Annotated in this window: 13 protein-coding genes; 8 read left to right on the forward strand and 5 right to left on the reverse strand. The window is 75.7% G+C overall.

The genetic code is table 11. From position 1 onward, the window contains the following. Positions 1–49 precede the first annotated feature (49 nt). The 5 genes from PH190_RS09500 to pknB are packed head-to-tail and all read left to right on the forward strand — an operon-like array spanning position 50 to position 7,941. Positions 50–1,453 (forward strand): PP2C family protein-serine/threonine phosphatase, encoded by a 1,404-nt coding sequence (locus PH190_RS09500; protein ID WP_274231258.1) that lies wholly within the window; start codon positions 50–52, stop codon positions 1,451–1,453. Next, on the forward strand, positions 1,453–3,102 hold the full coding sequence (locus PH190_RS09505) for an FtsW/RodA/SpoVE family cell cycle protein (protein ID WP_274231259.1): 1,650 nt from the start codon (positions 1,453–1,455) through the stop codon (positions 3,100–3,102). Before PH190_RS09500 ends, PH190_RS09505 begins: the two co-directional genes overlap by 1 nt. Further along, positions 3,099–4,580, forward strand: coding sequence for a peptidoglycan D,D-transpeptidase FtsI family protein (locus tag PH190_RS09510; protein ID WP_274231260.1), 1,482 nt, complete (start codon positions 3,099–3,101; stop codon positions 4,578–4,580). The genes PH190_RS09505 and PH190_RS09510 overlap by 4 nt, the downstream gene beginning before the upstream one ends. Next, complete coding sequence (locus tag PH190_RS09515) at positions 4,580–5,992, forward strand: serine/threonine-protein kinase (RefSeq protein WP_274231261.1); 1,413 nt, start codon at positions 4,580–4,582, stop codon at positions 5,990–5,992. The genes PH190_RS09510 and PH190_RS09515 overlap by 1 nt, the downstream gene beginning before the upstream one ends. A gap of 2 nt (positions 5,993–5,994) precedes the next feature. After that, on the forward strand, positions 5,995–7,941 hold the full coding sequence (gene pknB / locus PH190_RS09520) for a Stk1 family PASTA domain-containing Ser/Thr kinase (RefSeq protein ID WP_274231262.1): 1,947 nt from the start codon (positions 5,995–5,997) through the stop codon (positions 7,939–7,941). 53 nt (positions 7,942–7,994) lie between these two features. Here pknB and PH190_RS09525 read toward each other — a convergent pair whose 3' ends face one another. After that, complete coding sequence (locus PH190_RS09525; protein ID WP_274231263.1) at positions 7,995–8,645, reverse strand: aminodeoxychorismate/anthranilate synthase component II; 651 nt, start codon at positions 8,643–8,645, stop codon at positions 7,995–7,997. 79 nt (positions 8,646–8,724) lie between these two features. On the opposite strand from PH190_RS09525, the gene crgA reads away from it, so the two are divergent. Then, positions 8,725–8,979: a cell division protein CrgA gene (crgA, locus tag PH190_RS09530; protein WP_274231264.1), complete on the forward strand. Its 255-nt coding sequence runs from the start codon at positions 8,725–8,727 to the stop codon at positions 8,977–8,979. A gap of 49 nt (positions 8,980–9,028) precedes the next feature. Continuing rightward, positions 9,029–9,562, forward strand: coding sequence for a PH domain-containing protein (locus tag PH190_RS09535; protein ID WP_274231265.1), 534 nt, complete (start codon positions 9,029–9,031; stop codon positions 9,560–9,562). On the opposite strand, the gene PH190_RS09540 is transcribed toward PH190_RS09535, so the two are convergent. Together PH190_RS09540 and PH190_RS09545 are read right to left on the reverse strand one after the other, a co-directional pair. After that, a complete protein-coding gene (locus tag PH190_RS09540; protein WP_274231266.1) occupies positions 9,470–10,348 on the reverse strand; it encodes a rhomboid family intramembrane serine protease in 879 nt (292 codons plus the stop codon). The two genes, PH190_RS09535 and PH190_RS09540, sit on opposite strands and share 93 nt — an antisense overlap. Positions 10,349–10,373: 25 nt before the next feature. Continuing rightward, complete coding sequence (locus tag PH190_RS09545; RefSeq protein ID WP_274231267.1) at positions 10,374–10,901, reverse strand: peptidylprolyl isomerase; 528 nt, start codon at positions 10,899–10,901, stop codon at positions 10,374–10,376. A 162-nt stretch (positions 10,902–11,063) separates the two neighbouring features. Between PH190_RS09545 and PH190_RS09550 the strand changes: the two genes are divergently transcribed. After that, positions 11,064–11,843, forward strand: a complete 780-nt coding sequence (locus PH190_RS09550) for a hypothetical protein (protein WP_274231268.1) — start codon at positions 11,064–11,066, stop codon at positions 11,841–11,843. 78 nt (positions 11,844–11,921) lie between these two features. Here PH190_RS09550 and PH190_RS09555 read toward each other — a convergent pair whose 3' ends face one another. Continuing rightward, positions 11,922–13,343, reverse strand: a complete 1,422-nt coding sequence (locus PH190_RS09555) for an alpha/beta hydrolase (RefSeq protein WP_274231269.1) — start codon at positions 13,341–13,343, stop codon at positions 11,922–11,924. Further along, entirely contained in the window at positions 13,340–13,642 is a 303-nt protein-coding gene (locus PH190_RS09560; protein WP_274231270.1) for a hypothetical protein, read from the reverse strand. The genes PH190_RS09555 and PH190_RS09560 overlap by 4 nt, the downstream gene beginning before the upstream one ends. Positions 13,643–13,732: the final 90 nt, after the last annotated feature.

Here is a 13,732-nt window from a genome sequence, read left to right on the forward strand (position 1 = left end):
TCCGGACCCGGGTGACGACGCCCCGTCCCCTCCCGTGCAGGATCGACCCGTGACCCTGGTGCTGCGCTACTCCGCTCGCAGTGACCGGGGCCTGGTGCGGCAGAACAACCAGGACTCGGTCTACGCGGGCCCGCGCCTGCTCGCCCTCGCCGACGGCATGGGCGGACACGCGGCCGGCGAGGTGGCCTCGAAGCTGGTCATCGCCGCGCTCGTGCCGCTCGACGACGACGAGCCCGGCGACGACCTCCTGGGCGAGCTCGCCGAGGCCACCGCCCAGGGCAACGACGCGATCACCGAGCTCGTCGCCGAGGAGCCGGACCTCGACGGCATGGGCACGACGCTGACCGCGGTGCTCTTCGCCGGCAGCCGGCTGGGCATGGTCCACGTCGGCGACTCGCGGGCCTACCTCTTCCGCGACGGCGTCCTCACGCAGATCACCCGCGACGACACGTTCGTGCAGTCGCTGATCGACGAGGGCCGGATCACCGAGGACGAGGCGGCGAGCCACCCGCAGCGCTCGCTGCTGCTGCGCGCGCTCACCGGCCACGACGTCGAGCCCGCCCTGACCGTCCGCGAGGCCCGCTCCGGCGACCGGTACCTGCTGTGCTCCGACGGCCTGTCCGGCGTCGTGAGCGCCGAGACGCTCGCCGACGCGCTGACGATCCCCGACCCGCAGGACTGCTCGGACCGCCTCATCGAGCTCGCGCTCAAGGGCGGCGGCCCGGACAACGTCACCTGCATCGTCGCCGACGTCGTCGACGTCGACTACGGCGAGCACGACCCCATCTACGGCGGCGCCGCCGGCGACGGCCGCGCCGATCCCCCGCCCGGCGACTCCGCGGCCGCGCGCGCCTCCGCCGCGACGCTGACCCGCACGGAGCCCGAGCCGCGCCCCGCGCCCGTCGCCTCCGAGTCCCCGCGCCGCCGCCCGGGCCGCGCGCGCCTGCGCCTGGCCCTCGCCGCGCTGGCCGTCGTCGCGCTCGCCGGCATCGCCGTGCTCGCCGCGACCGTCTACGTCTCGAGCCAGTACTACGTCGCCGGCGACGACGACACCGTCGTCATCTACCAGGGCGTGCCCGGCACGTTCCTCGGCGTCTCGCTGCAGAGCGTCGCCCAGGACTCCGGGGTGCGCGTCGCCGACCTCACGCCCGTCGCGCGCCAGCAGCTCGCCGGCGACGGCATCCGCGTCGAGGACCTCCCGGGCGCCCAGCAGACGGTCGACCGGCTGCGGACCGAGCAGATGCTCCCGCCGTGCGAGCCCGTCGCCGCCACCCCCGTGCCCGGTGCCGACCCGAACGCCGTGCCGGGTGTCGACCCGAACGCCGTGCCGGGCGCCGCCGGCGCCGCGCCGACGCCCGTCCCCGGAGCGCCCGGCGTCGCGGGCCAGGCGCCCGTCGCGTCCGCCGCACCGACCGAGCCGCAGGTCCCGGGCCGGGACTGCCGGGTCCCGTGATGACGCGCCCCACCGCCCCCGGTGCCGGCGCGCCCGGGGTGCCCGGCGTCGAGCGCCCGGCCGACCGCACGGCGCTGCGGCCCGCCATCGCGGCCGCCGTCTCCACACGTCGCGGCGTCGAGCTGGCGCTGCTCGCGTTCGCCGCGGTCATCACCACCGGCGCGCTGGTCCTCGTCGAGGCGAACCAGGAGCAGGAGCTCACCTGGGCGCTGCTCTACCTCGGTGCGGCCTACCTGGCGCTGCTGGCCCTCGCGCACCTCGCCGTCCGGAAGTTCGCGCCCTACGCCGACCCGCTGGTGCTGCCGCTGGCCGCGCTGCTCAACGGCATCGGGCTCGTCATGATCCACCGGATCGACCTGGCCCGGATCGCCCGCGCCGCGAGCCTCGGCAACGAGGAGCCCGCCCAGGAGGCCGTCCGCCAGGTCGGCTGGACCGCGATCGGTCTCGTCTTCTTCGTCGGCGTGCTCTGGCTCGTGCCCGACCACCGGACCCTCGCGCGCTACGGCTACACCGCCGGCTTCGTCGGGCTGATCCTGCTGGCCCTGCCCGCGGTGCTGCCCGCCTCGCTGTCCGAGGTCAACGGCGCCCGCATCTGGATCCGCGTGGGCCCGGCCAGCATCCAGCCCGGTGAGTTCGCGAAGATCCTGTTCGTCGTCTTCTTCGCGTCGTTCCTGGTGGTCAAGCGCGACCTGTTCACCAGCGCCGGCAAGCACTTCCTCGGCATGACGTTCCCCCGGCCCCGCGACCTCGGGCCGCTGCTCGTGGCCTGGGGCGTCGCGATGGCGGTCCTGGTCTTCGAGTCCGACCTCGGCACGTCGCTGATGTTCTTCGGGATCGTGCTCGTGATGCTCTACGTGGCGACCGAGCGCATCTCGTGGGTGATCATCGGTCTCACGATCTTCGGCGCCGGCGCGTTCGCGGCGTGGACGTTCGTCTCGCGCGTCCAGGTCCGCGTCTCGGTGTGGCTCGACCCGTTCGCCGACTACAACGGCCGCGGCTTCCAGGTCAGCCAGGGCCTGTTCGGGCTGGCCACCGGCGGCATGGGCGGCACCGGGCTCGGCGCCGGGCGCCCCGAGCTCGTGCCCTTCTCGAGCACCGACTTCATCTTCACCTCCCTCGGCGAGGAGATCGGGCTCGTCGGGCTCGCGGCCCTGCTCGTCATCTACTGCGTGCTGGCCACGCGGGCGATGCGCAGCGCGCTGGCCGTGCGCGACACGTTCGGCAAGCTGCTCGCCGCCGGTCTCGGCTGGGCCATCGCCTGGCAGGTGTTCGTCGTCGTCGGCGGCGTCATCAACCTCATCCCGAACACCGGCATCACGGCGCCGTTCGTGTCCTACGGCGGGTCGTCGCTCGTGGCCAACTACGCCCTCGTGGCGCTGGTCCTGCGGGTGTCGAACGCGGCCCGGCAGCCGGCGCAGGAGAAGCGGCCCGGCACCCCGGCGGGTCCCCAGAGCCCGCTCGCGCCGCTGGCGGAGGCCAGCACCGAGATGGTCTCGCGCGACCAGGTGCGCACCCCGCCGCAGGGCGTGCGCCCCCAGGACGCCACCGCGGGACCGGCGGGTCCCGCCGGTCACGCCGGTCCCGGACCGGGGGGCCACCCGGCCTCCGCTCATGGCCCCGCCCCGCGAGGAAGGACCCGAGGAGAGTGAACACCCCGCTGCGACGGGTCTCCCTCGCGGTCATGGTCCTGATCCTGCTGCTGCTGGGTCAGGCCACCTGGATCCAGGTCGTCAAGGCCGACGAGTACCGCGCGGACCCCCGGAACGCCCGCGTCCTGCTGGACGAGTACTCCCGCCAGCGCGGCCAGATCTCGGCCGGCGGCGAGGTGCTCGCGCAGAGCGTCCAGAGCCCCGACCCCGGCGACCGGCTCCGCTACCTGCGTCAGTACACCGACGGGCCGCTCTACGCGCCGGTCACCGGCTACTACTCGCAGATCTACGGCGCGGGCGGCATGGAGCGGGCGATGGACCCGGTGCTCAACGGCACCGACGACCGCCTGTTCGTGCGCCGCATCTCCGACGCCGTCACCGGGCGCGACCCGGCCGGCGGCAACGTCGTGCTGAGCATCGACCCGCGCATCCAGCGTGCCGCCTACGAGGCGATGACCTCGCGCGGATACCAGGGCTCGGTCGTCGCCATCCGGCCGCAGACCGGCGAGATCCTCGCGATGGTCTCCACGCCGAGCTACGACCCGAACCCCCTCGCGAGCCACTCGGGCACCACCCAGCAGGAGGCGTGGAACCAGCTCACCGAGGACGACCCGCCGACGCTGACCAACCGGGCGATCAGCGAGACCTACCCGCCCGGGTCGACGTTCAAGATCGTCACCACGGCGACGGCGCTCGAGGCCGGGGCGATCACGCCGGAGGCCCCGGTCACCGCCGCCCCGCGGATCACGCTGCCCGACAGCACGACGACGCTCGAGAACTACGACGGCAAGCCGTGCGGCCCCGGCGCCACCGTCCCGTTCGCCACCGCGTTCGCGAAGTCCTGCAACGGGCCGTTCGCGAACCTCGCGGCCCAGGTCGGCGCCGAGCGGCTGCGGGCGATGGCGACCTCGCTGGGCTTCGAGAACCCGGGGCTCACCATCCCGATGCCGGTGCAGGCCTCGCGGCTCGGCGACCTCGCCGACGGCGCTTCCACCGCCCAGTCCGGCATCGGGCAGCGCGACGTCCGCCTGACCCCGCTGCAGAACGCGATGATCGCCGCGACGGTGGCCAACGGCGGGGTCACGACGGCCCCGCAGACCGTCGCCCAGATCCAGGGCCAGGACCTCTCGACGGTGGAGCAGACCGAGCCGGACAGCACGGGGCGCGCGTTCTCGCAGTCGACCGCGAACACGCTGACCCAGCTGATGATCGGCTCGGAGAACAACGGTTCCGGCCAGGGCCGCATCCCCGGCGTGCAGATCGCGTCGAAGACCGGCACGGCCGAGTGGGGCGCGAACCCCAAGACCAACCCGCCGCACACCTGGTACGACGCCTTCGGCCCGGTGCCGAACCCGCAGATCGCCGTCTCGGTGATCGTCGAGCGCGGCGGCAACCGGGGCGAGGAGGCCACCGGTGGGTCGGTGGCCTCGCCGATCGGCCGCGCGGTCATCGCCGCGGCCCTGGGGGGCGACAACTGATGGCGCCCACCACCGGCTCGCTCATCGGCGACCGCTACCGCCTGGGCCGGCGCATCGCCGTCGGCGGCATGGGCGAGGTCTGGGAGGCCGAGGACTCGCGCCTCGGGCGCACCGTCGCGGTGAAGATCCTCAAGGCGGAGCTCACCGGCGACCCGGAGTTCCTGCACCGCTTCCGCACCGAGGCGCGCACCGCCGGCTCGCTGAACAACGCGGGCATCACCGCGGTGCACGACTACGGCGAGACCACCACGGAGTGGCAGACGGCCAACGGCACCGTGCAGGTGCCGACCGCCTACCTCGTCATGGAGCTGGTCCGCGGCGAGCCGCTGGCCCAGATCCTCGCCGTGCACGGTCGCCTGGGCGTCGACTACACCCTCGACATCCTCGAGCAGTCCGGGTGGGCGCTCGAGGCGGCGCACGAGCGCGGGCTGGTCCACCGCGACGTCAAGCCCGGCAACATCCTCGTGATGCCGACGGGCCAGGTGAAGATCACCGACTTCGGCATCGCCAAGGCCGTCGACGCGGCGCCGGTGACGCGCTCGGGCATGGTCATGGGGACGGCGCACTACATCGCGCCGGAGCAGGCGGGCGGCGGCGACGCGGGCCCCGCCTCCGACGTCTACTCGCTGGGCGTCGTCGGCTACGAGTGCCTGGCCGGGCGGCGCCCGTACCTGTCGGAGAACGCCGTCACGGTCGCGATGATGCACATCCGCGACCCCCTGCCGCCGCTGCCGAACGACGTGCCGCCCGTGGTCCGCCAGCTCATCGAGGCGACGCTGGCCAAGGACCCGCGGCAGCGCTACGCCACCGGCGGGGAGTTCGCGCAGGCCGTCGGCGCGGTCCGTCGCGGCGAGCCGCTCCCGCTGCCGGGCAGCGGCAACGCGCCCACCGAGCGCGTCAACCCGTCCACGCGCGTCGCGCCGGCGATGTCGCGCGAGCCGTCGCCGCCGCGGGGGGCCGAGCGCCCCGACCGCTGGGCGTCGCGCCCCGAGGAGCCCCGCCGTCGCGGGCCGTGGGGCACCGTCGCCGCCCTCGCCCTGGTCGCGCTGCTGCTCCTCGCGGGCGTGATCTGGGTGATGAACTCGGCCGAGACGTCGAGCCCGCCGCCCCCGGTGGCGAGCACGACCGCGTCGTCGACCACCACGACGCCGAGCCCGACGACCACGCGGAGCTCCCGCACGACGACGTCCTCGTCCGCCGCGAACGGGGTGTCGGTCAACCCGGTCGACTACGTCGGCCGCCCGGCCTCGGTGGCCTCCGCCGCCCTGCGCGAGTCGGGCCTCGACCCCGAGGTCTCGACGATCCTCGGCGGCGAGCCGTCGGACCCGTCGCGGTGCCGGGTGCTCTACCTCTCGCCGACCGGTGAGGTCCCGCGCGGGGAGACCGTGACCGTCACCTGTCAGGAGTTCTGAGGATGACGACCCCACGGCTCCTGTCCGACCGCTACGAGCTCGGGCCGGCGCTCGGCTACGGCGGGATGTCCGAGGTGCACGGCGGCCGCGACGTCCGGCTCGGCCGGGACGTGGCCATCAAGGTCCTGCGCGCCGACCTGGCCCGCGACCCCCAGTTCCAGATCCGGTTCCGCCGCGAGGCCCAGAACGCCGCGGCGCTGAACCACCCCGCGATCGTCGCCGTCTACGACACCGGCGAGACGCCGACCGACGACGTGCCGCTGCCCTACATCGTCATGGAGTACGTGGCGGGGCGGACGCTGCGCGACATCGTCAAGACCGAGGGGCCGATGGAGCCCTTCCGGGTCTGCGAGGTCCTCGCCGACGTCTGCGCTGCGCTCGACTTCTCCCATCGTCACGGGATCATCCACCGCGACGTGAAGCCGGCCAACATCATGATCACGCCGGCCGGCGCGGTGAAGGTGATGGACTTCGGCATCGCCCGGGCCCTGTCCGACGCCCAGCCCGCGGTCACCCAGACCGCCGCGGTGATCGGCACCGCGCAGTACCTGTCGCCCGAGCAGGCTCGTGGCGAGTCCGTCGACGCCCGCTCGGACGTCTACGCCACCGGCTGCGTGCTCTTCGAGCTGCTCACCGGGCGGCCGCCGTTCACCGGGGACTCGCCGGTCGCGATCGCCTACCAGCACGTGCGGGAGGACCCGCCCGCCCCGTCGGAGATCAACCCGCGGGTGCCCCCGGAGCTCGACGCGATCACCCTGAAGTCGCTGGCCAAGAACCCGTCGAACCGGTACCAGACCGCCGACGAGATGCGCGAGGACTTCTACCGCGTCCTGTCCGGCGAGCGGGTCGGCGCGCCCGCGGTGATGACCGCGCGGGAGCGCACCGAGTACATGACCGGCAGCCAGCCGGTCGCCGGCGCCACCGGTCCCGTCGACCAGGTCGACGACTTCGCCGCGTGGCAGGCCGAGCAGTCCGAGGCCCGGCGCCGGCGCGGGCGCAAGCGCGCCCTCGGGTTCGTCGCCGTGCTCGCGCTGCTCGCCGCCCTGGCCGGGGCGTACTTCCTGTTCTCGCTGGGCGCCAACACCGTCGCGGTGCCGACGGTCGTCGGGCAGCAGCAGGCCGCGGCGCTGCAGACGCTGTCGACCGCTGGCCTGCGCCCGACCGTCGTGCCGGTCGCGTCGACGCCCGAGCAGGTGGGCCAGGTCGTCACGACCAACCCCACCGGCGGGCTGGAGGTGCCGCCGGGCAGCGTCGTCGAGCTGCGCGTCGGGCGCGGTCCCGACCGCGTCCAGGTCCCCGACCTCACCGGCCAGACGGCGAACGAGGCGCAGGCGAGCGTGCAGCGCCTCGGCCTGACCCTCGCGCCGGTGCCCCAGCAGCGCGAGGTCGACGACGCGCGCCAGATCGGCCGCGTGCTCGCCCAGGAGCCGGCACCCGGGCAGTTCCTCGCGCCGGGCACGCCGGTGCAGCTGACCATCGGTCGCGAGCGCGAGACGCTGCGGGTGCCCGACGTCGTCGGCCAGGACCGCCGGACCGCGACGACGACCCTGGAGGGCGTGGGGCTGCAGGTCGAGGTCACCGAGGTCGACGGAGGCGGGGCCGCGGGCACCGTCGTCGCGTCCGACCCGGGTTCCGGCTCGACGGTGTCGCGCGGCTCGACGGTGACGCTGCGGGTGTCGCGCGGGGGCGAGGGCCAGGTCCAGGTGCCGTCGCTGGTCGGGCAGCTGCCGTCGGAGGCCGTGCAGACGCTGGTCAACGCCGGCTTCCGGGGCGGGAACCTGCAGCGGACCTCGCAGGCGGTCGACGACGCGTCCCAGGACGGCAAGATCCTCAGCCAGAACCCGTCGGCCGGCTCGTCGGTCGACCCCGGGTCGAGCATCGCGGTGGTCGTCGGCCGCTTCCAGCCCGGGGGCGGCGACGGCGGCGGGCTCTTCCCGGGCGGGAACTGACGCCGGCCCGACGCCGGCGGGACCTACGCCGGCGAGACCTACGCCGGCGGGGCCTACGCCGGCGGCGCGGCGGCGACGGCCAGCGCCCGCAGGCCCTCGGTGAGGTCGCGGACCACGCCGTCGTCGACGGGGTGGCCGCTGAGGTCCATCCACGTGGCGAGCAACCGGTGGCCGTCCTCGGTGAGCACCGACTCGGGGTGGAACTGGACGCCGTGCAGCGGGAGCTCGCGGTGGCGCATGGCCATGAGCACGCCGTCGTCGGTCCAGCCGGTCGGCTCGAGCTCGGCGGGCAGCGTGTCCGGCAGCACCGTGAGCGAGTGGTAGCGGGTGGCCGTGAACGGGGTGCGCAGGCCGGCGAGCACGCCGGCGCCCTCGTGGTGCACCAGCGAGGTCTTGCCGTGGCGGAGCTCCGGCGCGCGCTCGACGACCCCGCCGTACGCGGCGCCGAGGGCCTGGTGGCCGAGGCACACGCCGAGCATCGGGCGCCCGAGGGCCGCGCAGCGGCGGATGACCTCGGTGCTGGCGCCGGCGCCCTCGGGCGTCCCGGGACCCGGGCTGACGAGCACGCCGTCGACCTCGTCGACGAGGTCGACCACCCCGTCCACGTCGTTGCGGCGCACGACCGGGTCGGCACCGAGCTGCGCGAGGTACTGGACGAGGTTGTAGACGAAGCTGTCGTAGTTGTCGACGACCAGGACGCGCATCCGACCAGCGTACGGGGGCGGTGATCGATCCCGGTCCACTAGACTGCCGCTCGAGTGGTCTCGCCCGATCGGAGCCGACGTGCCGAAGTCCAAGGTCCGCCGCAAGCCGGCCTACACCCCGCCCCCCAAGGCCGGGCCCGCGCCCGCCGGGCCGTCCCACCCGCTGTACGTCGGCATCATGCTCGGCGTCGGCCTCATCGGGCTGGCCTGGCTGGTGGTCAACTACCTCGCCTCCGAGTCGATCCCGTTCATGCAGGACCTCGGCGCGTGGAACTTCCTCATCGGCTTCGGGCTCATCGTGGTCTCGCTGCTGATGACCATGCGCTGGCGCTGAACCACACCCATGTCATTCGTCCACCGCTGTGGATGAACCCTGTGGACAGGTGAGCGAGGACCCGCCGACGACCTGGGCCGCCCCCTGGCCGGCCGTGGTGCTCGGCCTGGTCGGCGCCCTCGGGCTCGCGGCCTGGGCGGTGACGGCCACCGACCCGCCGGGCCGCCTGCTCACCGGCCTCGCTGCCCTCGCCTTGGGCCTCTCGGCGGTGTTCGGGGCGCTGGCCCGCCCGCGCCTGCAGGCCGACGCCGACGGGCTCGCCCTGCGCGGGATCGGCGGGCGCCACGCCTGGCCGTGGACGCGCGTCGACGCCGTGCGCTCGGTGCGCATGCGCCGGATGGGCCTGCCCGCGTCGTACCTCGAGGTGGACGTCCGCGACGAGGGCCCGGACCCCGGGCGGCTGCTCGTGCTGGGGCGCCTCGAGCTGGGCGCCGACCCGGTCGAGGTGGCCGACGCCCTCCAGCACCACCGGGCGCGGGCGGGGCGGCGCCTATCCGGTCAGGGTCAGGGCCCGGACCGCGACGAGGACCAGCAGGACCAGGGCGATCCCGCCGACGGCGAGGAGCCCGGCGGTCGGGCGTGACCGGGCCGGCCCGTGCACCAGGGCCACCGCGACGAGCACGCCGGTGACGAGGCCGCCGAGGTGCCCGAGCAGCGACAGGCCCGGGATCGTGAAGCTCAGGACGACGTTGATGCCGATGGTCAGCAGCGCGGGGCCCTGGTTGAGCTGCAGGCGGCGCAGCACGACCAGCAGCCCGCCCATCAGGCCGAACACCGCCCCGGACGCGCCGGCGACCGGCCGGTCGGGCTCGCCGAGGAGCACCACGGCCGCCGAGCCGCCGAGCAGCGAGACCCCGTAGAGCAGCGCGAACCGCAGCCGGCCCAGGACCAGCTCGAGGTCCCGGCCCAGCACCCACAGCGCGAACATGTTGACCGCGATGTGCAGCGGGCCGATGTGCAGGAACCCCGAGGTGACGAGCCGCCACCACTGCCCGGCCGCGACGTCGGCGGGCACGAGCCACGTGGCCTGCGCGAGCGGCGAGGCGACGTTGTCCCAGACGCTGCCGGCCGAGACGGCCGTGAGCAGGAAGACGACGACGTTGACCACGACGAGCGTCGTCGTGACGACGGGCCGCTCGCCCGGGCGGCCGCCGGTCGCGGCCCGCGGTCGGCGGACGTTCCCGCCGGCGCGGTTCGCCTCGGCGATGCAGTCGACGCAGTGCGCGCCCACGGGCGCCGGGCGCAGGCAGTCCGGGCATGCCGGCCGCCCGCACCGGGTGCAGGCGAGCGCGGTGGGCCGATCGGGGTGCCGCACGCAGTGCGGGGCCGCGTCCGGACCCGCCGCGGGGCCGGGTCCCGGTGCCGTCACGGGGTCCTCACGGTGGAGCCGCTCCTCAGGAGGAGACCTCGACGGAGTTGATCACGATGTCCTGGACCGGACGGTCGCCCGGGCCGGTCGCGGTGGCCGCGATGGCGTCGACGACGTCGCGGGAGCTCTGGTCCGCGACCTCACCGAAGATCGTGTGCTTGCGGTTGAGCCAGGTGGTCGGCGCGACGGTGATGAAGAACTGCGAGCCGTTGGTGCCGGGCCCGGCGTTGGCCATGGCGAGCAGGTAGGGCCGGTCGAAGCGCAGGTCGGGGTGGAACTCGTCGGCGAACTTGTAGCCGGGGCCGCCGCGGCCGGTGCCCGTCGGGTCACCGGTCTGCAGCATGAACCCCGCGATGACGCGGTGGAAGATGGTGCCGTCGTAGAAGGGGCCGCTGCTGCCGCCCTTGGCGTTGGGCTCGCTGTACGACTGCTCCCCGGTCGCCAGGCCCACGAAGTTCGCGACGGTCTTCGGCGCCTCGTTGGGGTACAGGCGGACGGTGATGTCCCCCTGGGACGTGTGGAGCGTGGCGGTCGGCGTGTCGGCGGTGGTCACCCGGCCATCGTGCCACCCCTCACGTGACGACCTTCGAATGGAGTAGCGGTCACATTCCCCGCCCCTTCGGGCCCCTCGGGTGTGACGTCCCGGCGGGTCGGGCACCTGCACCCCAGTGGCCGGGGGCATCATGGCCGCCCACCGACGAGTGAGGTGAAGTCGTTGAGCAGCAAGACTCTGATCGGCGCCAGGGAGGACCTGGACGATCTGCGCAAGGAGGGCCAGAAGGCCCGCAAGCAGGCCGAGAAGCGTGCGCAGAAGGCCGCCGACCAGGCCCGCAAGGAGCGCGAGAAGGCCCGCAAGCAGGGGCAGAAGAAGCGCGCCGAGGTGCGCAAGGACGTCCGCCAGGCGGCCGACGAGGCCCGCCAGCGCGTCCTCGACGCCCGCGCGGAGGCCCGCCAGCGCGCCGAGGAGGCCCAGGCCGAGGCCCGCAAGCGCGCCCAGGAGGCCCGCGAGGAGACCCGCAAGCGCGCGAACAAGGCCGCCAAGGAGGCCCGCAAGCAGGCCAAGGCGTACGCCAAGGACGCCCGCAAGCGGCTCGAGCAGTCGGCCGTGCCCACCAGCGCCGACGAGCTGCGCGACCTCGGCGAGACCGTGCGCGGCCAGCTCGAGGAGGGGCTGACCTCGGTGCGCAAGGACCTCGCGGCCCGCATCGAGCCCGAGGAGCCCAAGAAGCGCCGCCGCTGGGGCCTCTGGCTCGTGGTGCTCGCGGTGCTCGGCGCGGGCATCGCCGTCGTGGCGACCCGGCGCGAGCCGGAGCTGCCGCCCCCGCCGCCGCCCGCGCCGCGTCCCCGCCCGGTGACCACCGAGGCGCCCGTCGCGCCGGGCCAGGCCAGCAGCCAGGAGGTCCCGACCCGCACGGCCACCGACGCGGTGTCCGGCAGCAGCCCCAACGGCGCGGTCTCCTCCTCCGACAAGCCCGCCACCGGCGGCAAGGAGTAGGTCCGCTCCCGGCCACACCCTCGTCGGCACGGCCCGCCCCCGGTCCCCAGGACCGGGGGCGGGCCGTTCGCGTCCCGCTCACCGTTCGAACACCCGGCGCAGCCGGTCGCCGGCGCCGACGCCCCGGTCGAGCACCGCGTCCTGCGGGCGCCCGCCGACGACCGCCCCGACGTTGGTCGCGCTGGTGCTGCCCGGCGTCAGGTAGCCGACGTGGCCGTGGGACCCGGCGAGCACCCGCCCGTCGGGCAGCGCGACCTCGCGGGCCGAGAGCCCGGTGACGCCGGGCGCGCGGTTGGGGTCCGGCCCGAACCAGCCGGTGTCGGCCACGGGGTCGCCGGGCGCCTCGACCACCCACGCGTGGCCCGGCGGGCGCCCCGGCGCCGGCCCGACGCCCGGGCTGCCCAGGTACACGACGTCGTCGACCCCGCCCGCGCCGCCCGGGGCGAGCGCCGCCGCCGTGACCACCGAGCCGTAGGAGTGCCCGACCGCCGTGACGTGCGCGTCCGGCCCGGTGCGCGCGGCGTCCAGCCCGTCGAGGAACGACGCCAGCCGCCGCCCGCCCTCCTCCGCGGGGCCGCGCCCCAGCACCGACCGGTCGGGGTCGGCCACCTCGTCGACCTGGGGCGCGTCGTAGCCGTACCAGGCGACCGTCGCCGTCCCCGGGCCCGCGCTCGCGGCGAGGGCGTCGAGCTCCTCGAGGCGCCGCGGGAGCTCGTCGACGCCGGTGGTGAAGCCCGGCGTGAACACGCCGACGTGGGCGGCGGTGTCGACGTCCCCCTGGGCCACGGCGGCGCGCACGCCCTCGCCGTCCTGCCGGCGCGGGTCGACCTCGAGGTCCAGCAGGGCGCGCCCGGGGCCGTCGACGGCCGCGGCGACCGCGCTCAGGCGCGCGAGCCGCGCCCGGACCTCGCGCAGCTCCCACGCGGCGGTGACCAGCCCGATCGGGTCGCGGACCCGCGCCAGGCGCTCCCGCGCGGCGCGCTCGTCGGCGAGCGCCCGCCCCTGCTCGGTGGCGAGCAGGCGGCGGTTGGCGCGGTCGCGGACCGCGGCGGGCAGGCCGTCGAGACCGCCGACCAGGGCCGGGCGGTCGCGCTCGAGCGCCGCCCGCGCCGCCGGGTCGAGGCCCGCCCACCACCGGGCGACGCCGTCGGGGTCGACGGCGCCGGCCGGGGTGGTCGGCGGTGCGTGCGGAGCATCCCGACCGGTGGCGTCGCGGCCCGCGGCGTCCAGGGCGAGCGCCAGCGCAGCGTCGACGGCGGCCGGCGGGGTGCCGCCGGCCAGCGCCAGCGTCGCGACCCCGAGCGCGGCGAGCACCCCGTCGACGTCGGCGAGCAGGTCCTCGTGCCGCCGGCGCAGGGCCGCGCGCGCCTCCTGGGCCTCGCGGGCCGCGGCGCCGCGCCAGTCCGGCACCGCGCCGGCCAGGACGTCCCCGAGCCGGGCCAGGTCCGCGCGGGCAGCGAGCAGGCGGACCGCCGCGAGGGCCGGCGTCGCTGGCGTCACCGCGCCCCGCCCCCGAGCACGCCCGCCGCGTCGTCGTCCCCGGCGAGGTAGGCGGCCGCGGCGAGGTCCAGCGCCGCCCCGTGCGCGGCGAGGTCGTCGCACCACCGGCCGACCGCCACCTCCCACCGGTCCGCCAGCGCCGCGGCCGCCGGCGCCGCCCGCCCCGCGGGCAGGATCGCCAGCCCGCGCACCCCCTCCGCCGGCCCGTCCGCCGGCGCCGCCCCGGCCGCGGCCACGCACGCCGCACCCGCGGCCTGCAGCGCCGCGGGTGACACCCCGAGCCCGTCCTGTTCGTCCACACCTCGTTCGACGCCGCGCGCCCGGCGACGGATCCCGGGCCTCGTCGGCCCTGGGGACGCGAACGGCCGATCGGGACGGCGATACTCCCC

This window comes from Actinomycetospora straminea (assembly GCF_028737255.1).
In the GTDB taxonomy this organism is placed as follows: domain Bacteria; phylum Actinomycetota; class Actinomycetes; order Mycobacteriales; family Pseudonocardiaceae; genus Actinomycetospora; species Actinomycetospora straminea.